Annotated in this window: 13 protein-coding genes and 1 pseudogene; all 14 read left to right on the top strand. The window is 65.1% G+C overall.

The genetic code is table 11. The features are described from left to right. The first annotated feature begins 126 nt into the window (after nucleotides 1–126). The 14 genes and pseudogenes from AC1DDS_RS01530 (at nucleotide 127) to AC1DDS_RS01465 (ending at nucleotide 17,923) form a co-directional block, all read left to right on the top strand. Nucleotides 127–3,578, top strand: a pseudogene (locus AC1DDS_RS01530) (baseplate multidomain protein megatron). Between the two features lie 17 nt (nucleotides 3,579–3,595). Beyond that, nucleotides 3,596–3,805: a hypothetical protein gene (locus AC1DDS_RS01525; RefSeq protein WP_477477280.1), complete on the top strand. Its 210-nt coding sequence runs from the start codon at nucleotides 3,596–3,598 to the stop codon at nucleotides 3,803–3,805. Nucleotides 3,806–3,906: 101 nt separating this feature from the next. Then, nucleotides 3,907–4,161, top strand: a complete 255-nt coding sequence (locus AC1DDS_RS01520; protein ID WP_310417973.1) for a hypothetical protein — start codon at nucleotides 3,907–3,909, stop codon at nucleotides 4,159–4,161. Between the two features lie 50 nt (nucleotides 4,162–4,211). Then, complete coding sequence (gene feuP, locus AC1DDS_RS01515; RefSeq protein WP_310417976.1) at nucleotides 4,212–4,883, top strand: two-component system response regulator FeuP; 672 nt, start codon at nucleotides 4,212–4,214, stop codon at nucleotides 4,881–4,883. Beyond that, entirely contained in the window at nucleotides 4,873–6,294 is a 1,422-nt protein-coding gene (locus AC1DDS_RS01510) for an ATP-binding protein (protein ID WP_477477279.1), read from the top strand. The genes feuP and AC1DDS_RS01510 overlap by 11 nt, the downstream gene beginning before the upstream one ends. 115 nt (nucleotides 6,295–6,409) lie before the next feature. Next, nucleotides 6,410–6,838 (top strand): hypothetical protein, encoded by a 429-nt coding sequence (locus AC1DDS_RS01505; RefSeq protein ID WP_477477278.1) that lies wholly within the window; start codon nucleotides 6,410–6,412, stop codon nucleotides 6,836–6,838. A gap of 107 nt (nucleotides 6,839–6,945) precedes the next feature. Then, on the top strand, nucleotides 6,946–8,076 hold the full coding sequence (gene ccmI, locus AC1DDS_RS01500; RefSeq protein ID WP_477477277.1) for a c-type cytochrome biogenesis protein CcmI: 1,131 nt from the start codon (nucleotides 6,946–6,948) through the stop codon (nucleotides 8,074–8,076). Continuing rightward, nucleotides 8,073–8,525 (top strand): cytochrome c maturation protein CcmE, encoded by a 453-nt coding sequence (gene ccmE, locus AC1DDS_RS01495; protein WP_477477276.1) that lies wholly within the window; start codon nucleotides 8,073–8,075, stop codon nucleotides 8,523–8,525. The genes ccmI and ccmE overlap by 4 nt, the downstream gene beginning before the upstream one ends. Further along, nucleotides 8,522–10,513, top strand: coding sequence for a heme lyase CcmF/NrfE family subunit (locus AC1DDS_RS01490; protein ID WP_477477275.1), 1,992 nt, complete (start codon nucleotides 8,522–8,524; stop codon nucleotides 10,511–10,513). Before ccmE ends, AC1DDS_RS01490 begins: the two co-directional genes overlap by 4 nt. Next, nucleotides 10,510–10,995 carry a cytochrome c-type biogenesis protein gene (locus AC1DDS_RS01485; protein WP_477477274.1) on the top strand — a complete coding sequence of 162 codons (486 nt, stop codon included), beginning with the start codon at nucleotides 10,510–10,512 and terminating at the stop codon, nucleotides 10,993–10,995. The genes AC1DDS_RS01490 and AC1DDS_RS01485 overlap by 4 nt, the downstream gene beginning before the upstream one ends. 144 nt (nucleotides 10,996–11,139) lie before the next feature. Continuing rightward, nucleotides 11,140–12,702, top strand: a complete 1,563-nt coding sequence (locus AC1DDS_RS01480; RefSeq protein WP_477477273.1) for a Do family serine endopeptidase — start codon at nucleotides 11,140–11,142, stop codon at nucleotides 12,700–12,702. A gap of 117 nt (nucleotides 12,703–12,819) precedes the next feature. Further along, nucleotides 12,820–13,503 carry a response regulator transcription factor gene (locus tag AC1DDS_RS01475; protein ID WP_477477272.1) on the top strand — a complete coding sequence of 228 codons (684 nt, stop codon included), beginning with the start codon at nucleotides 12,820–12,822 and terminating at the stop codon, nucleotides 13,501–13,503. 1 nt (nucleotide 13,504) lies between these two features. Next, nucleotides 13,505–14,929 (top strand): sensor histidine kinase, encoded by a 1,425-nt coding sequence (locus AC1DDS_RS01470; RefSeq protein WP_477477271.1) that lies wholly within the window; start codon nucleotides 13,505–13,507, stop codon nucleotides 14,927–14,929. Nucleotides 14,930–14,965: 36 nt separating this feature from the next. After that, nucleotides 14,966–17,923, top strand: coding sequence for a bifunctional [glutamine synthetase] adenylyltransferase/[glutamine synthetase]-adenylyl-L-tyrosine phosphorylase (locus tag AC1DDS_RS01465; protein WP_477477270.1), 2,958 nt, complete (start codon nucleotides 14,966–14,968; stop codon nucleotides 17,921–17,923). The last annotated feature ends 4 nt before the right edge of the window (nucleotides 17,924–17,927 follow it).

The following is a 17,927-nucleotide window of genomic DNA, read 5'->3' as shown; positions in this document are numbered from 1 at the left end:
AAGGTTTTCTCGCGCCGCCGACGCGGCGCGGCTGGACCCCGGATCAAGTCCGGGGTGACGGAGGAGGGGCGGCGATCAGCCAAACCAACCTCTCAAGTCACGCACAAACCGAGCCAGAGGTTTTAAATGGCGACGATTCTCTTCCAGGCGGCCGGCGCAGCGCTCGGCGGCATCTTCGGGCCGTTCGGGGCGATCGCGGGGCGGGCCATCGGCGCGCTCGCCGGATCTGCCGTCGACCAGGCACTGCTCGGAGGCAGTCACGCGACGATCGAGCGAAACAGACTGCAGGATGCGCGCATCCCCGGCGCGGACGAGGGGGCGGGGATCGAACACTGGAGAAGCGCATCCGCGCCGTGACGATCATTCCCGGCTCCAGCGAGCACGGCTACGATCCGCGCAAGGTCACGGAGCGCTTGGGGGCGGGCGAGGGGCGCAACATCAACCGCAACAACCGGATCGCCGCCTCCGACTGGACGGCATCGATCGACGAGCTGCAGGCGCTCTGCCCCAATGTCGAGCGCGTGGCGCTGGTCGTCGCCTGGTTCGGCACCGACCTGCGCGCGGGCCAATGCCGGATCGTGCCGGGCGTGGAGGTTTTGGCGCGCAGCGACGAGAGCCGGCCCTGGCGGGTCAGCGGCATCGGCCGCGGTGCCGCCCACCTCGTCAGTCGGAACGATGGCGGGCCGGCCTATGGCGGCACGCCGTCGGACGAGAGCGTCGTGGCGGCGATCGCGGACCTGAAGCAACGGGGACTGAAGGTCTATCTCTATCCCTTTGTGCTGATGGACGTGCCGGCCGGCAACGATCTGCCCGACCCCTATGGTGGCATCGGTCAGGCGGCTTACCCCTGGCGGGGGCGGATCACCTGTCACCCGGCGACGGGCCGGCCCGGGAGCTCCGACAAAACGGCTTCGGCGCGCAGCCAGGTCGAGGCGTTCTGCGGCAGTGCCACGGCCGGCGACTTTTCCGTGTCCGGTACCTCGGTCGTTTCCGAAGCCACCGACGAGGGGTATCGGCGGATGGTGCTGCACTATGCACATCTGGCCGAGGCCGCGGGTGGCGTGGACGGGTTCATCATCGGGTCGGAGATGCGGGGGCTAACGCAACTGCGCGATGGCGCGGGCGCCTTCCCGTTCGTCGAGGCGCTGTGCGACCTTGCCGTGGACGTGCGCGCCATCGTCGGGCCGGCGACGAAGCTCACCTACGGCGCCGACTGGAGCGAGTACTTCGGATATCACCCCGCGGACGGCAGCGGCGAGGTGCATTTCAACCTCGATCCGCTCTGGGCCTCGCCCGCGATCGATGCGGTGGGGATCGACAATTACATGCCGCTTTCCGATTGGCGCGACGGCGACGCGCTTTCCGGCAATCCGGACGGCTTTCGCCTGCCGGACGACGAGAATGCCATGCGCGGCATGATCGAAAGCGGCGAGGGCTTCGACTGGTATTATGCAAGCGATGCAGACCGGACGGCGCGGCTCCGCTCGCCGATAACGGACGGCATGGCGGGCAAGCACTGGCTGTACCGCTACAAGGATCTGGCCGGTTGGTGGACGAACCGGCATTTCAAGCGCGCCGGCGGGACCGAAGCGTCGACGGCGTCGGCCTGGGTGCCGCGCTCGAAGCCGATCTGGCTGACGGAGCTCGGATGCCCGGCCGTCGACAAGGGCGCGAACCAGCCGAACGTCTTCACCGATCCGAAGAGCGCGGAAAACGCGCTTCCCTATTTTTCCGCGGGCGGACGCGCCGATGCGATGCAGCGGCGGTTCCTCGACGCCCATCACCGCTGGTGGCAGGGAACCGGCGTCGAGCCGGGCATGGTCGATCCGGATCACATCTTCGTCTGGACCTGGGACGCGCGGCCCTATCCGGCCTTTCCGGAAAACGATGCGCTTTGGGCGGACGGCCACAATTGGCAGCTCGGCCACTGGCTGAACGGCCGGCTTGGGGCGACGACCGTGGCGGACGCGATCGCGGCCATCCTGAAGGATCATGGCTTCACCGCTTTCGACGTCTCGATGGTGAGCGGCGACCTGGTGGGCTTCGTGCAGGCGGATCCGGGTTCGGCGCGCAGTCTGCTGGAGCCGTTGATGGCGGCGTTCCAGATCGATGCGGTCGAGGAGAACGGTGTTCTGCACTTCCGTTCGCGTTTGCGGGCGGCGCTGCCGGCCATCGCGATCGACGTGCTCGCCGAGCGACCGGAGGAAACAGCCTTCGAGGAGGTACGCAGCCATCCGAGCGAATTCGCCGGCGAGGCGATCCTGGACCATGCCTCCGATGCATCCGCCTACCAGCGGGTGACGGCACGCTCGCGGCGGATGACGGCCGAGAACGATCGCATGCTGCGGCTGTCGCTGCCGGCCGTGCTGCACGCCGGCGCTGCTTCGGGATGCGTCGAAGCCGCGCTGCGCGATCACCGCGCCGCAATGCGGAAGCTGACGTTCCGGCTGCCGCCAAACGCGCTCGACGTGATGCCGGGCGACGTCGTACGACTGAACGAGGGACCTGAGGAGCGCTTTCTGGTGACGCGGATCACGGAGGGCGCCGTGCGTGAGGTGGAGGCGCGCAGCTTTGCCGGTGGCGAGGCAAGTGCGCCGGCGCCGTCCGCCAGGCCGTCCACGCAGGCCGGTGGGGGACTGGAGGCCGCTGCATTCCTGCCTGAAATACAGTTTCTCGACCTGCATTGCTTCGAGGCGGGGCTGGCGGAGAGCTTTGCCCGCGTCGGCGCGTACGCGAAACCCTGGCGGCCGATCCTCATCTCGTCCTCGCCCGGGAGCGACGGCTACGCTCCGCGCGTTCGGCTCGATCGGCCGGCGCGCATCGGCCGGCTGACCGCGGCGCTTGAGACGGGAGCCTGGGGCCGTTTCGACCGTACGCACACGATCGAACTCGACATGCCCTTCGGAGGGCTCTCTTCAAAGGGACGAAACGCGGTGCTCGGCGGGGAAAACCGCATCGCGATTGCCTCGCCGTCCGGACGCTGGGAGATCGTCGGCTTTCTGGAGGCGGAAGAGACCTCCCGGCGGCATTGGCGGTTGAGCGGGCTCTTGCGCGGGCTTGCGGGCAGCGAGGACGTGATGGCGGAGGGGCATGAAACGGGCGCTGCCGCGGTGTTCCTGGATATCGCCGTTCAACCGCTGGCGTTGTCGGCGGAGGAGGCGGGCCGCAGCGTCAACTGGATCGCCGAGGCGAGGGGCGTGACGGAGGCTCCCACTGCGTTCGCGTTTGCAGGCGGGGTACGCGCAAAAATGCCGATCGCGCCCGTGCACCTGAAAGGCCGGCGTCTTGCGGAGGGCGGGATTCGCTTCTCCTGGACGCGGCGGGCGCGTCTGAACGCGGATGGCTGGGACGGCTACGACGTCCCTCTCGACGAGCCGTTCGAGGCCTATCGCCTCGAGATATTTTCCGGGGAGGCAGTCGCTCGCACTGTCGAGACCGACCGGCCGTTCTTCGACTACGCGGCAGCGGACGAGATCGCCGATTTCGGCGGCACGCAGACGCAGATCGCCATTCGTGTCCGGCAGCTCGGCCTTGCCGTTCGGGACGGGATACCCTCGCACAAGGTGGTGACACTCTGAAAAGAAAGGATCGTTTCATGAATGCAGACCTGAAACCCTGGTATCTGTCGAAGACCGTCTGGGGCGGCGTGCTGGCGATCGCCGCATCGCTTGCGAACCTCGCCGGGCTGGGCATCGGCAGCCTCGAGCAGGCCGAACTCGCCGATCACATCACCGCGCTTCTGGCCGCCGCGGGTGGAATCGTTGCCATAGCGGGGCGGATCGTGGCGCAAAGAAAGCTCAAATAACGGGCACGCCGGGGCGTGAATTGCGCTGCCACATTCATTTGCCATTCAGCGTCGTTCGGTTAATTCTGGCGCCACATTGTTACTGCCATGAAAGTGTGTCTATGACCTCGCCCTTCCTCATCGCCGCAACTGCGGCCAGCCTGGCGGCGTTCGCTCAGCCAGCCGCAGACCGTCCGACCGGCGTGCTGCCGGCGGCGGCCGATTGCAGCGAGGCCGCGCGTCAAGTCGTCTCCGACACGGGTGGCGAACTGCTTTCGGCGCAGCCACGAAATGGTGTATGCGTGGTTACTGTTCTGGTCCCCGGCAAGGGCAATGCGCGTCCGCGCAAGATCACCGTCCGGGTGCCGATGCAATAATCGGCCGGATCGCCGCACCGGCGGTCCGCTGAAGGAAGGAAAACCGACAGATGCGCATTCTCGTGGTCGAAGACGACGAAAACCTCAATCGTCAGCTGGCCGAGGCGTTGAAGGAGGCCGGTTATGTGGTCGACCAGGCCTATGACGGCGAAGAGGGGCACTACCTCGGAGACGCCGAACCCTACGACGCGGTTATCCTCGATATAGGCCTGCCGGAACTGGACGGCATCACCGTGCTGGAGAAATGGCGTGCGGACGGCAAGCGCATGCCGGTGCTGCTGCTGACGGCGCGCGATCGCTGGAGCGACAAGGTTGCCGGCATCGACGCGGGCGCCGACGACTACGTGGCAAAACCGTTCCACGTCGAGGAGGTGCTGGCACGCATCCGCGCGCTGATCCGCCGCGCGGCAGGGCACGCCAGCTCCGAGATCGTCTGCGGCCCGGTCCGGCTCGACACCAAGGGATCGAAGGCGACGGTCAACGGCGCGGCGCTGAAGCTGACATCGCACGAGTATCGGCTGCTCTCCTATCTGATGCATCACATGGGGCAGGTGGTTTCGCGCACCGAACTGGTCGAGCACATGTATGATCAGGACTTCGACCGGGACAGCAACACCATCGAGGTGTTTGTTGGCCGGCTCCGCAAGAAGATCGGCGTCGACCTGATCGAGACCGTCCGCGGCCTCGGTTACCGTATGCAAGCGCCGAACGATGGCCGTTAGGGCGCCAAGAGGCGCGCGGTCGCTCACCTTCCGCGTGCTGCTGCTGGCGTCGCTATGGTCGATGGTGGCACTGATCGTCATCGCGCTTGCGATTTCGACCCTGTATCGCCGCAGTGCCGAGTCCAGTTTCCAGGACCTGCTGCGGGCACAGCTCTACAACGTCATCAACTCCGTCTCCACCGATGATCAGTTCCAGTTGACCGGCAGCCCGCAATTGGGCGACTTGCGATTCTCGCAGCCGCAAACCGGCTGGTACTGGATCGTCGAGCCGATCGGTGAGAACTTCCCGAGCGAACCGATGTCGTCGACCTCGCTCGGCTACGGCAGCATTCCCATTCCCGATACGGAAACGATCCCCTTCGACACGCGCTACGAGCGCTACTACACGACCGAGGACACGTTCGGAAATACGGTCGAGGTGGTCGAAACCGAGGTGGTGCTTGACCAGGACGGACGGACGGCGCGCTTCCGTGTCGCCGGCAATCGGAATGTGCTCGAGGACGACATCAGCGCGTTTTCGCGCAACCTCTACCTGGCGCTGGTCGGCTTCGGTGTCGGCAGTCTTGTGCTCAATGCGATTGCGATCCTGATCGGCCTGAGGCCGCTGGACCACGTGCGCAAGGCGCTGGAACAGATCCGCGCCGGCCAGGCCGAGCGGCTCGGTGGCGTATTTCCGCGCGAAATCCAGCCGCTGGTGAGTGAGGTGAACGCGCTAATCGACAGCAACCGCCGTATCATCGAGCGGGCGCGCATGCAGGTCGGCAACCTGGCGCATTCGCTAAAGACGCCGATCGCGGTTCTGCTGAACGAGGCACGCGTGCTCGTCGCCCCGCATGGCGAGCTGGTCCGCAACCAGGCGGAGGCCATGCAGAGCCAGGTGCAATCCTACCTCAATCGCGCCCGTATCGCCGCGCAACGGGAGTCGGTGCTGGCGCGAACGGAAGCCGCGTCCGTTCTGCAGCGGCTGGCGCGCGTCATGCGGCGGCTGAATGCCGACATCGAGTTTCCACTGTCGATCCAGCCTGAGGACCTGATGGTGGCGATGGAGCAGCAGGATATCGAGGAGGTTGTGGGCAACCTTCTGGAAAATGCCGCGCGCTACGCGCATAGCACGGTTGCGATCCGGGCGATGCTGGCTCCGGAAGAGCCTGGAAACGACGATACCCAGCGCAGGCGTTGGATCGTTCTGGAGGTGGAGGACGATGGGCCCGGCCTTGAGCCGGAACAGATCCAGGAAGCGCTGAAGCGCGGGAAACGGCTGGACGAGAGCAAGCCCGGGACCGGTCTCGGACTGTCGATCGTGCGCGAGATCACCTCCGAGTACCAGGGAACGCTGACGCTTTCCCGCGGCAAGTCGGGCGGGCTCCTGGCGCAACTGATGCTGCCTGCGGTGGCAAAGGATGTTGCCTGACACGGCAGACAATGCAAGATAGGTGCACCGCCTGGGCAGGACCGGCCGGCGGCGTTGGAACCAAAGCGAAAACAGGCAGAAAAGGCGTGAAATGAAGCGGACTTACCGGTTGAACATGAGATCACGTGTTGTCGCGATTCCGGTGGTTGTTGCTTCGATCGGCCTTGCCGGCTGCAGTACGACGTCCGGTCGCACCTCGGCCACGGGGAGCACCTCTGCCGGCGTCGTCGTGTCGTCCGCCGCCTATATTGCCGCGCTCGAAGGGGGGCTCGTGTCCCGTACCAAGGGGATTTCCCTGTCGGCAGGCGACCGTCAGCGGGCGCTTGAGGCCGAGTATCGCGCCCTTGAAGCCGCTCCGGGCGGCCAGCCTGTCGTCTGGCAGGGGCGTGGCGTGCAGGGCTCGGTCGTTGCAGCGGCCCCCTATCAGGTCGGATCGCAGAACTGCCGGCAATACAGCCATACGCTGATCGTCGGCGGACGCGAGACGGTGAGCCGCGGGGCCGCATGCCGGACCGCCGCCGGGACCTGGACACCGCTGAGCTGAGGCCGCACAGCCGCCGGACCTCGCCAGCTTGCGGCTAAACGCCTCAAATTTCCGTCACTTCTCCTTTTGCAATTGGAAAACGCAAGCCGTTCCATTAATTGGATCGCATGCTTTTCTGGATCCTCGTCGCCGTCATGACCGCCGCCGTCGCGGCCGTATTGCTCCTGCCGCTGCTGCGGGCCGGCCGGAGCGCCGATATTGCGGACGCGCATGACGCCGAAGTCTATCGCGACCAGCTCGATGAACTGAGCCGCGACCAGGCCACAGGGCTGATCGGCGCGGACGAAGCAGAACTGGCGCGGGCTGAAATCGCCCGCCGGCTGATCGCCGCCAAGGGACGCGAGGCGAAGGCGGGGCCGGCGACGTCGGAGCGCCGCAACCGGCTGGCGCAGGTTGCGATCATGGTGTTGTTTCCGGCGATCGGTCTCGGCCTCTATCTTGCCGAGGGAAGCCCCGATCTTCCGGCTCAGCCGCTGGCGGCACGGCTGGCCGAGCCGGGCAACGATCTCAATATCCTGATCGCCAGGGCCGAGCGTCACCTTGTCGACAATCCCGACGACGGGGCGGGTTGGGAGCTGTTGGCGCCGATCTATTTCCGTAACGGCCGCATCGAGGATTCCGCCAACGCCTATCGCGAGGCGATCCGCGTCCTCGGCGCTTCGCCTGAGCGGCTCGACGGCTATGCGGAAGTGTTGATTGCGCTTGCCGACGGCATCGTCACCAAGGATGCGCGCGAGGTCCTGCAACAGTCCGAGGCGCTGGATGCGAAGAATCCGCGCACGCGCTATTATCTGGCGCTGGCGCTGGAACAGGAAGGCAGGCGCGAGGAGGCGAAGGCAGCGTTCGAGGCGCTGGTCAAGGATTCGCCAGCCGACGCGCCCTGGCTGTCGCTCGTCAACCGTCATGTCGCTGCTCTTGGCGGCGACGCCGAGCAGGTGGCTCCCGGCAATCCGACCGAGCAGGACGTCGCTGCGGCGGGCGAGATGAATGCGGAGGACCGCAAGCAGATGATCGCGGGGATGGTGGAGAGCCTCGCCGGCAAGCTGAAGGAAGATCCGGACAATTTCGAGGGATGGACGCGCCTCATCCGCTCCTATGTGGTGCTCGATCAAAGAGAGGCGGCTGCAGAGGCGCTACGCACGGCGCTGAAGAGCTTCCCGCCGGAGAGCGAGAAGGGCAAGCAGTTGCTGGCGCTGGCCGGCGAGCTTGCGATCGTGGCTGAAGGTAACGGACAATGACGAGAAAGCAGAAGCGTTTGGCGGTCATCGGAGGCGGCGTCGCCTTCCTCCTCGCAGCGGTGCTGCTCGTGATGTTCGCCTTCAGCCAGTCGATCGCCTATTTCTACGTTCCGGGTGACCTCGCCACGACCAACGTGCCGCCGGGTACGCGAATTCGGCTTGGTGGCCTCGTCGAGGCCGGGTCGGTAAAACGGGGCCAGGGTTCGACCGTAACGTTTGTCGTCACCGACACGATCGGGACGGTGCCGGTGACCTATACGGGCATCCTCCCGGACCTGTTCCGCGAAGGGCAGGGCGTGGTCGCCGAGGGCGCGTTCGTGGCGGGCGAACCGGTATTCGTGGCCGACACCGTTCTTGCCAAACATGACGAGACCTACATGCCGAAGGACGTGGCGGACCGCCTGGAGGCGCAGGGCGTCACACTCGGCGGCAAGGAGACCATCAAGTGATCATCGAGCTTGGACATTATGCGCTGGTGCTGGTGCTGGCGACGGCCATCATCCAGTCGCTGCTGCCGCTCGCGGGCACATTGCGCAATGATCCTTCGCTGATGGCGGTCGCGCCGTCCTCGGCGATCGCGGGCTTCCTGCTGACGGCGTTCTCCTTCCTCGTCCTGACCTTTGCCTATGTCGTGTCGGATTTCTCCGTGCTGAACGTCTGGGAGAACTCCCATTCGATGAAGCCGCTGATCTACAAGATCTCCGGCGTCTGGGGGAACCATGAGGGCTCCATGATGCTGTGGTTGCTCATCCTGAGCTTCTTCAGCGCCCTCGTGGCGAGCTTCGGCGCCAACCTCCCCGAGCGCCTCAAGGCGAACGTGCTTGTGGTCCAGGGCTGGATCACCGCGGCCTTTGCGCTTTTCATCCTGCTGACATCCAATCCCTTCCTGCGCCTTGCTCCCGCGCCGGGCGAGGGCAAGGACCTCAACCCGATCCTGCAGGACGTCGGACTCGCAATCCATCCGCCACTGCTCTACCTCGGCTATGTCGGCTTCTCCGTCTGCTTCTCCTTTGCGATCGCCGCACTGATCGACGGGCGGATCGATGCAGCCTGGGCGCGATGGGTGCGCCCGTGGGCGCTGGCTGCCTGGAGTTTTCTCACCGCCGGCATCGCCATGGGTTCCTACTGGGCCTATTACGAACTGGGCTGGGGCGGCTGGTGGTTCTGGGACCCGGTGGAAAACGCCTCCTTCATGCCCTGGCTCGCCGGCACGGCTCTGCTGCACTCGGCGCTGGTGATGGAGAAGCGCGAGGCGCTGAAGATCTGGACGGTGCTGCTGGCGATCCTGACCTTCTCGTTGTCGCTGCTCGGGACTTTCCTGGTCCGGTCCGGCGTACTGACGTCGGTCCATGCCTTTGCCACCGATCCGACGCGCGGCGTGTTCATCCTTGCAATCCTGGTGATCTTCATCGGCGGCGCGTTCTCGCTCTTCGCCTTCCGGGCGCCGACGCTGAAGGCCGGGGGCCTGTTCGCGCCGATCTCGCGCGAAGGCGCGCTCGTCTTCAACAACCTGATCCTGACGACCGCGGCGGCGACCGTTCTGACAGGCACGCTTTACCCGCTGGTGCTCGAGGCGCTGACGGGTAAAAAGATCTCGGTCGGCGCGCCGTTCTTCAATCTGACTTTCGGACTGCTGATGGTGCCGCTGCTGCTGGCTGTCCCCTTCGGGCCGCTGCTCGCCTGGAAACGGGGCGACCTGCTCGCAGCCGGCCAGCGGCTGTTTGCGGCGGTCGGAATCGGGCTGGCGATCGCGGCAATCGTGCAATGGACGCATGGCGGTGGGCCGGTCCTCGCCTATTTCGGCCTGGCGCTCGGCTTCTACATGCTCGCGGGCGCGGTTACCGACCTGTGGCTGCGCGCCGGCATCGGCAAGGTGAGCGCCAGCGTCGCCCGCAAGCGGCTGTTCGGCCTGCCGGGTTCGGCGTTCGGCACGGCGCTCGCCCATTTCGGTCTCGGCGTGACCGTGATCGGTGTCGTCGCCGTGACGGCCTTCGAGACCGAACATGTCGTGGAGATGAAGCCCGGCGTTACCGTCGAGGCGGGCGGCTATAGCCTGACATTCGACGGGATGCGCGAGGGGCGGGGTCCGAACTACACCGAGGAAAGCGGGCATTTCACCGTCGCTCGCGGCGGCGTCAAGGTCACGGAAGTCTGGTCGTCGAAACGGCTTTACACGGCGCGGCGCATGCCGACGACCGAGGCCGGAATCCGCACGTTCGGGCTGAGCCAGCTCTATGTATCGCTCGGGGACCCGATGAGCGACGGCGGCATCGTCGTCCGCATCTGGTGGAAGCCAATGATCCTGTGCATCTGGCTCGGTTCGCTGATCATGATGGCGGGCGGGGCGGTATCCTTGTTCGACCGCCGGCTGCGCGTTGGTGCGCCGCAGAAGGCGCGGAGGATCAAGCCCGTGCCGGCACTGGAGGCGGCGGAATGATGCGCAGGCTGCTCGTTGTCGTCGCGTTCTTGCTGAGCGCCTTTCCGGCCTTTGCGGTAAACCCGGACGAGGTTCTTTCCGATCCGGCGTTGGAGGCGCGCGCCCGCGCGCTGTCTGCCCAGCTTCGTTGCATGGTCTGCCAGAACCAGTCGATCGACGACTCCAATGCCGAACTGGCCCGCGACCTGCGCCTGTTGGTGCGCGAACGGATCGCAAGCGGCGACAACGACGAGGCGGTGATCGATTACGTTGTGTCGCGCTACGGCGAATTTGTCTTGCTGAAGCCGCGCCTGAAGCCGGAAACCATACTGCTATGGGGCGCACCGGCGATTCTCTTCCTAGGTGGGGCAGTCGCGATGGCGATGTTTGTCCGCCGCCGTTCGGGCCAGGCAGTGGGCGTACCGCTGACATCCGAGGAACGTGCCGCGCTGGAGCGGATCGTCGCGGCGGACGCGGCCGGAAAAGACGAGCGGCAAAGCTAGGCCTCAGCCTAGGAAGCCCTTTTGTTTCAGCATTTTGCGAAGATTACTAAAAATTCATGTCGCGGACAGTGTGCCGTAAGGTTTGGGATCCTATCTCTGGGACATCGAATTTCTTCGAACGACCACAGAGAAAAGGCATCCGCGATGTTCACGCAAAACTCCCTTCGTCCCTCGCTCAAGACGGTCCTGAAGACCTCGACTGTCGCGGGTCTTGCAGCAGTGATGCTATCAACCGGCATCCCGGCCCGCGTCGCCCAGTCCTTTGCCGAGCCGGTCAAGGTTACGGCACCGCAGGTTGCAAGCTTCGGCGATGTCGTCGACGCCGTTTCCCCGGCCGTCGTATCCGTCCGCGTTCAGTCCGACGTCAAGCCGGTCGAGAATGACGGCAATTTCAGCTTCAATTTCGGCGGCCGCGGCTTTGACGAACTGCCGGACGACCACCCGCTCAAGCGCTTCTTCCGCGAGTTCGGCGGCCAGGATGGCGGCCAGCGCGCGCCACGCCAGTTCGGCGACAAGGATGGCGGCAAGCGCAAGGGGCATCTCCGTCCCACCTCGCAGGGTTCCGGCTTCTTCATCTCCGAAGACGGCTATATCGTCACCAACAATCACGTTGTTGACGAAGGCGCGGCCTTCACCGTCATCATGAATGATGGCACGGAACTCGATGCCAAGCTGGTCGGCAAGGACAGCCGAACCGACCTCGCGGTCCTCAAGGTCGACAACAAGGAAAACCGCAAGTTCACCTATGTCAACTTCGCCGACGACAGCAAGGTTCGCGTCGGTGACTGGGTCGTGGCCGTCGGCAACCCGTTCGGTCTCGGTGGCACCGTGACGGCCGGTATCATCTCTGCCCGCGGCCGCAACATCGGTTCGGGCCCCTATGACGACTACCTGCAGATCGACGCTGCCGTGAACCGCGGCAACTCGGGTGGCCCGGCCTTCAACCTCGACGGCCAGGTCGTGGGCATCAACACCGCGATCTTCTCGCCCTCCGGCGGCAATGTCGGCATCGCTTTCGCGATCCCCGCCTCGGTCGCCAAGGACGTGGTCGCCGAACTGATGAAGGACGGCAAGGTCGAGCGCGGCTGGCTCGGCGTGCAGATCCAGCCGGTGACGAAGGACATCGCCGAGTCACTCGGCCTGGCCGACGCGCAGGGCGCTCTGGTGGTCGAGCCGCAGTCCGGCTCGCCGGGCGAGAAGGCCGGCATCAAGAAGGGTGACGTGATCACAGCGCTCGATGGCGACACCGTCAAGGACCCGCGCGATCTGGCCAAGCGCGTCGCCGTGGTCAAGCCGGGCACCAATGTCGATCTGTCGGTCTGGCGGAACGGCAAGTCCGAAACGGTCAAGGTGGAGATCGGCAAGCTGGAAAGCGATCAGCAGGCTTCCGCCTCCGAACAGCAGGCCAATCCCGACGAACAGCAGTCCAGCGAACAGGAACTTGCCGATCTCGGCATTTCCGTCAGCCCGGCCGATGACGGCAACGGCGTCATGGTGGCCGCGGTCGACCCGGACTCCGACGCCAGCGATCGTGGCCTGAAGGAAGGCGATCGGATCACCACCGTCAACAACCAGGAAGTCAAGTCCGCGGACGACATCACCAAGGTCATCGACCAGGCCCGCAAGGACGGTCGTTCCAAGGCGCTGTTCCAGGTGGAAACCGATGACGGCAGCCGCTTCCTTGCCCTGCCGATCGACCAGGGCTGATCCGCACAGTTCGATCTGCTGCGCCGCGAAATCGCAAGATTTCGCGGCGTTCGCGTCCCGATCGCCACCGTTGCGGCGGTCTGTTCAAGTGGATGCCAACACGTGTAAGGTCCGGCCATGAAGATATTGATTGTTGAAGACGATCTGGACGCCGCCGCCTATCTCTGCAAGGCGTTTCGCGAGGCAGGAATCGTTTGCGATCACGCTTCCGACGGCGACAGCGGCCTGTTTCTGGCATCGGAGAACAGCTACGACGTGCTCGTGGTGGACAGGATGTTGCCCCGGCGGGATGGCCTGTCGCTGATCTCCGAACTGCGCGCGAAAGGCATCCACACGCCGGCTTTGATTCTCTCCGCGCTGGGACAGGTGGACGATCGCGTCACCGGCCTGCGCGCCGGCGGCGACGACTACCTGCCGAAGCCTTATGCGTTCAGCGAACTGCTCGCTCGCGTGGAGGTGCTCGGCCGCCGCAAGGGCACGCCCGATCAGGACATGACCTACCGCGTCGGCGATCTCGAACTGGATCGGCTGGCCCATGTCGTGCGGCGCGGCGGCAAGGAAATACTGCTGCAGCCCCGCGAGTTTCGCTTGCTTGAGTATCTGATGAAAAACGCCGGCCAGGTGGTGACGCGCACCATGCTGCTGGAGAATGTCTGGGACTATCATTTCGATCCGCAGACCAACGTGATCGACGTGCACGTCTCGCGGCTGCGTTCGAAGATCGAGAAGGACTTCGAGCAGCCGCTGCTGCGCACGGTACGCGGCGCCGGCTACATGATCAAGGACGAGGTGTCCGCCTGAAATGCGCTCGGGGCTCTCCACGCTCTTCCGGACCACGGCGGTTCGCCTTTCCGCCCTCTACATCCTGCTCTTTGCCGCCTGCGCTGCCTTCCTGGTGTTCTACGTGACATCGATGTCGGAGGGCCTACTGAAGCAGCAGATGCGGGAAACCGTTTCGATCGAGGTCGGCGAAATCAAGCAGATGTATGCCGCCGGCGGCATGAATGGACTGCTCAGGACCCTCGAACGGCGAGCGCGCCAGCCCGGCGCCAACCTCTACGTTATCGCCAGCCCGACAGGAGAGATCCTTGCGGGCAACGTGTATTCGCTGCAGCCAGGCGTGATGGACCAAGAGGGCTGGACGCAAACGTCCTTTCGCTATCAGCGCTTTGAGGATGAGGGCAGTTCGGAGCGTCACATTGCGCGCGCGGAGGTGTTCCTGCTGGACAACGGCTTGCGAATTCTCGTTGGCCGCGATCTCGGCGAGCCGGAGAATTTCCGCGGCCTGGTGCGGCAGGCGCTCGTTGTGGCGCTCGGCATCATGGGCATCGGAGCATTGGCGATCTGGTACCTGATCGGCCGCAATGCATTGCGGCGCATGGACCGTATGTCGGACGCCAGCCAACGCATCATGGACGGTGATCTGACACAGCGCCTTCCAGTCGGCGGCTCCGGCGACGAATTCGATCGCCTTTCGGAATCGCTGAATGCGATGCTCGAGCGGATAGAGAAGCTCAACGAAGGGCTTCGTCAGGTTTCCGACAACATCGCCCACGACCTCAAGACGCCGCTCACGCGCCTGCGCAACAAGGCGGAGGCGGCCCTTGCCGGCAATGCGAGGGTGCCCGACTACCGCGAAGCCCTGTCCGAGATGATTGCGGAATCCGACCAGCTGATCCGCACCTTCAACGCCCTTCTGATGATCTCGCGGGTCGAGGCCGGTTCGGCGGTCGCGGAGATGGGCCCGGTCGACCTGACCGAGATCGTGGCGGACTGCGTCGAACTCTATGAGCCTGCCGCGGAAGAGGCCGGCCTGTCGGTCACGTCCGAGATCGCTCCGGGAATCAAGATCACAGGCAACCGCGAACTGATCGGCCAGGCGCTCGGAAACCTGCTCGACAACGCGATCAAATATGCCGAAGGCGGGCCGGATGCGCATATCAGGGTCAGCCTCGCGCGGGCCGGCGACGGCGCCATGGTCGCAGTGGCCGACAATGGTCCCGGTATTCCCCCGGAGCACCGCAGCGATGTTCTGAAGCGTTTCGTTCGGCTGGACGGGAGCCGCACCAAGCCCGGCACCGGCCTGGGCCTGTCGCTGGTGGAGGCCGTGATGGAAGTGCATCATGGCCATCTGGAGCTCGGAGCCACCGCTTCGGATGATGGTGAGCGCGGCCTCACGGCAACGATGCATTTTCCCTTGACGCTGGCGGGCAGAGGCGGGGCCTGATAGACGGTGGAGGCATAAGCGCTTTCAGGGGGAACGATGACCTTTGCCGAGACCACACGCCTGGGCGACATCGAGACGTCCCCGATCCGAGTGCCCAGCCAAACGGAAGCCAAGGCGACACTCTCGGATCTGAAGGACATCGCACGCGCACATTCCGACGTGGCGGAACTTCTCTCCTCCGAAGGGGCGTTGAAGGACTTCGTCGTCGCTGCACTCGCGCTCTCACCCTATCTTCGCGACACGGCGCGGGTTTGCCCGCAACTGCTTTCCCTGGCGATCAGCGAGCCGCTTTTGCCGCAGATCCGTCAGGCGGTTTCCGCTGCGCGCCGGGCATGGGATCCAACGCTTCACGAGGACACCAGCGAGGCTGCGGTCATGGCGCGGTTGCGTCAGGCCAAGCGCAAGGTCGCCTTCCTGACCGCTATGGCCGACCTTGGCCGGCTGATCGACGGCCGCCAGACCACCCGATTGCTGAGCGATCTTGCCGAGGCCGCCGTATCGGCGGCGGTAGACCATCTGCTGCTTTCAGCCGATGCTGGTGGCAAGCTGAAACTGAAGGACGCCGCGCGGCCGAGCCAAGGTTCCGGGCTGATCGTGCTTGGCATGGGCAAGCTGGGCGCGGCCGAACTCAACTACTCCTCCGACATCGATCTCGTCGTCTTTTTCGATCCGCAGGCCGACGTGGTGGTGGACCGCAGCGAGGCGACGGAGACCTTCGCGCGGCTCGTTCGCCGCCTGATCCGGATCATGCAGGAACGGACCGCCGATGGCTATGTCTTCCGGACCGACCTGCGACTGCGGCCGGATCCGGGCGCGACCCCGCTGGCGATCACCGTCGATTCCGCGATGCTCTATTACGAAGGGCGCGGGCAGAACTGGGAGCGGGCAGCCTTTATCAAGGCCAGGGCGATCGCCGGTGACGTCGATGCCGGCGAGCGGTTCCTGCGGGAGCTTATACCGTTCGTCTTCCGCAAATACCTCGACTATGCAGCGATCGCCGACATTCATTCGATCAAGCGCCAGATCCATGTCCACAAGGGGCACGGCGAGATCGCCGTCAAGGGACACAACATCAAGCTCGGGCGAGGCGGCATTCGCGAGATCGAGTTCTTCGTGCAGACGCAGCAACTGATCGCCGGCGGCCGGATGCCGGCATTGCGGTTGCGCGCGACGGAGCCGATGCTCGTGGAACTCGCCAAGGCCAATTGGATCGACGAAGCTACTTCCCAGGAACTGACCGACGCCTACTGGTTCCTGCGTGACGTCGAACACCGCGTCCAGATGGTGCGCGACGAGCAGACGCATCTCTTGCCGGATACCGAAAGCGAGCTGAAGCGCATCGCCTACATGATGGGTTTCGCCGACACGGCGGATTTCTCCGCTGCACTCGTGAATGTGCTGAAGACGGTCGAGCGGCGCTATGGCGCATTGTTCGAACAGGAGGCGAAGCTTTCGACCGACGGCGGCAACCTAGTGTTCACCGGCCAGCGCGACGATCCGGATACGCTGGAGACGTTGCGCAAGCTCGGCTTCGAACGGCCTGAGGCGATCTCCCAGACGATCCGCACCTGGCACTACGGCCGCTACCGGGCCACGCAGTCCGTCGAGGCGCGAGAGCGGTTGACCGAGCTGACACCGGACCTTTTAAGGGTCTTTGGCCAGAGCAAGCGGGCGGACGAGGCGCTGCTGCGCTTCGACCATTTCATTTCCGGCCTGCCGGCGGGGATCCAGCTCTTTTCCCTGCTCGGCAACAACCCGCGGCTGCTGTCGCTGATCTTCAACATCATGTCGTCTGCACCGCGCCTGGCGGAGATCATCGCCGCCCGGCCGCATGTGTTCGATGGCATGCTCGACCCCACGCTTTTGGCCGAGCTGCCGACACGCGGCTACCTGGCGGAGCGCATCAAGGGGTTCGTCGCCGGCGCGCGACACTACGAGGACATTCTCGACCGGCTGCGCATCATTGCCGCCGAACAACGTTTCCTGATCGGCATCCGCCTTCTCACCGGAGCCATTGGCGGGCGGCAGGCTGCGCGTGCCTTCACCCACGTGGCCGACCTGATCATCGAGGCGGCGCTGGAGGCGGTGAGACGCGAAATCGAGACGGCGCATGGGACCTTCCCGGGCGGGCGTGTTGCCGTGGTCGGCATGGGCAAGCTCGGCAGCTTCGAGCTGACGGACGGATCCGACGTCGATCTGATCCTGCTCTACGATTATGACGGATCGGCCGCGACCGAGTCAGTCGGTCCCAAGCCGCTCGACGCCACCCGCTATTACGCGCGGATGACGCAGCGGCTGATCTCGGCCCTTTCGGCGCCCACCTCGGAGGGCGTGCTCTACGAGGTGGACATGCGGCTTCGGCCCTCCGGCAACAAGGGGCCGGTCGCGACCCGCATCGCCTCCTTTGCCAAGTATCAGGAGGAGGAGGCCTGGACTTGGGAGCATATGGCGCTGACCCGCGCCCGCGTCATCTGCGGCGACGAGGGCCTGGCAAGCGAGGCGCAGTCGACGATTCGCCATATCCTTGATCGAAAGCGGGATGTTGCCGCGATCGCCAAGGACGTCGGCGAGATGCGCGCCTTGATCGAGGAGGAAAAGGCGCCGAAGGACATCTGGGACCTGAAGCTGATCCCGGGCGGGCTGGTGGACGTCGAGTTCATCGCGCAGTTCCTGATGCTGGTTGCGCCGGTGCGCCGTGTCGGCCTGCCGGAACAGGCGCTTCCCACCGCAGAAGCGCTCTCCGCCGTTGCCGGCGGGCAGCTGGATATCAATGACCTGGAGACCCTCGAACAGGCGCTGCGGCTCTATACGGAGATTTCCCAAATTGTGCGGCTCTGCATCGACGGGCCGTTCGATCCGAAGGAGGCGCCTGCGGGACTGATCGATCTCGTTTGCCGGGCTGGAGATAGCCCGGACCTGCGCACGCTCGAGAGCGAGATCCGCCGTCTGTCGAAGGCCGTGCGGCGGATCTTCCAGGCGACGATCAAGGCCTGACCCA

This window comes from Mycoplana sp. 10N416, assembly GCF_056394765.1.
This window is presented reverse-complemented; position numbering and strand designations above follow the sequence as displayed.

Coding starts and splice junctions, on each gene's coding strand:
- AC1DDS_RS01525 (WP_477477280.1), top strand. CDS start 3,596: ATGAATGCAGACCTGAAACCCTGGTATCTGTCGAAGACCGTCTGGGGC.
- AC1DDS_RS01520 (WP_310417973.1), top strand. CDS start 3,907: ATGACCTCGCCCTTCCTCATCGCCGCAACTGCGGCCAGCCTGGCGGCG.
- feuP (WP_310417976.1), top strand. CDS start 4,212: ATGCGCATTCTCGTGGTCGAAGACGACGAAAACCTCAATCGTCAGCTG.
- AC1DDS_RS01510 (WP_477477279.1), top strand. CDS start 4,873: ATGGCCGTTAGGGCGCCAAGAGGCGCGCGGTCGCTCACCTTCCGCGTG.
- AC1DDS_RS01505 (WP_477477278.1), top strand. CDS start 6,410: ATGAGATCACGTGTTGTCGCGATTCCGGTGGTTGTTGCTTCGATCGGC.
- ccmI (WP_477477277.1), top strand. CDS start 6,946: ATGCTTTTCTGGATCCTCGTCGCCGTCATGACCGCCGCCGTCGCGGCC.
- ccmE (WP_477477276.1), top strand. CDS start 8,073: ATGACGAGAAAGCAGAAGCGTTTGGCGGTCATCGGAGGCGGCGTCGCC.
- AC1DDS_RS01485 (WP_477477274.1), top strand. CDS start 10,510: ATGATGCGCAGGCTGCTCGTTGTCGTCGCGTTCTTGCTGAGCGCCTTT.
- AC1DDS_RS01480 (WP_477477273.1), top strand. CDS start 11,140: ATGTTCACGCAAAACTCCCTTCGTCCCTCGCTCAAGACGGTCCTGAAG.
- AC1DDS_RS01475 (WP_477477272.1), top strand. CDS start 12,820: ATGAAGATATTGATTGTTGAAGACGATCTGGACGCCGCCGCCTATCTC.
- AC1DDS_RS01470 (WP_477477271.1), top strand. CDS start 13,505: ATGCGCTCGGGGCTCTCCACGCTCTTCCGGACCACGGCGGTTCGCCTT.
- AC1DDS_RS01465 (WP_477477270.1), top strand. CDS start 14,966: ATGACCTTTGCCGAGACCACACGCCTGGGCGACATCGAGACGTCCCCG.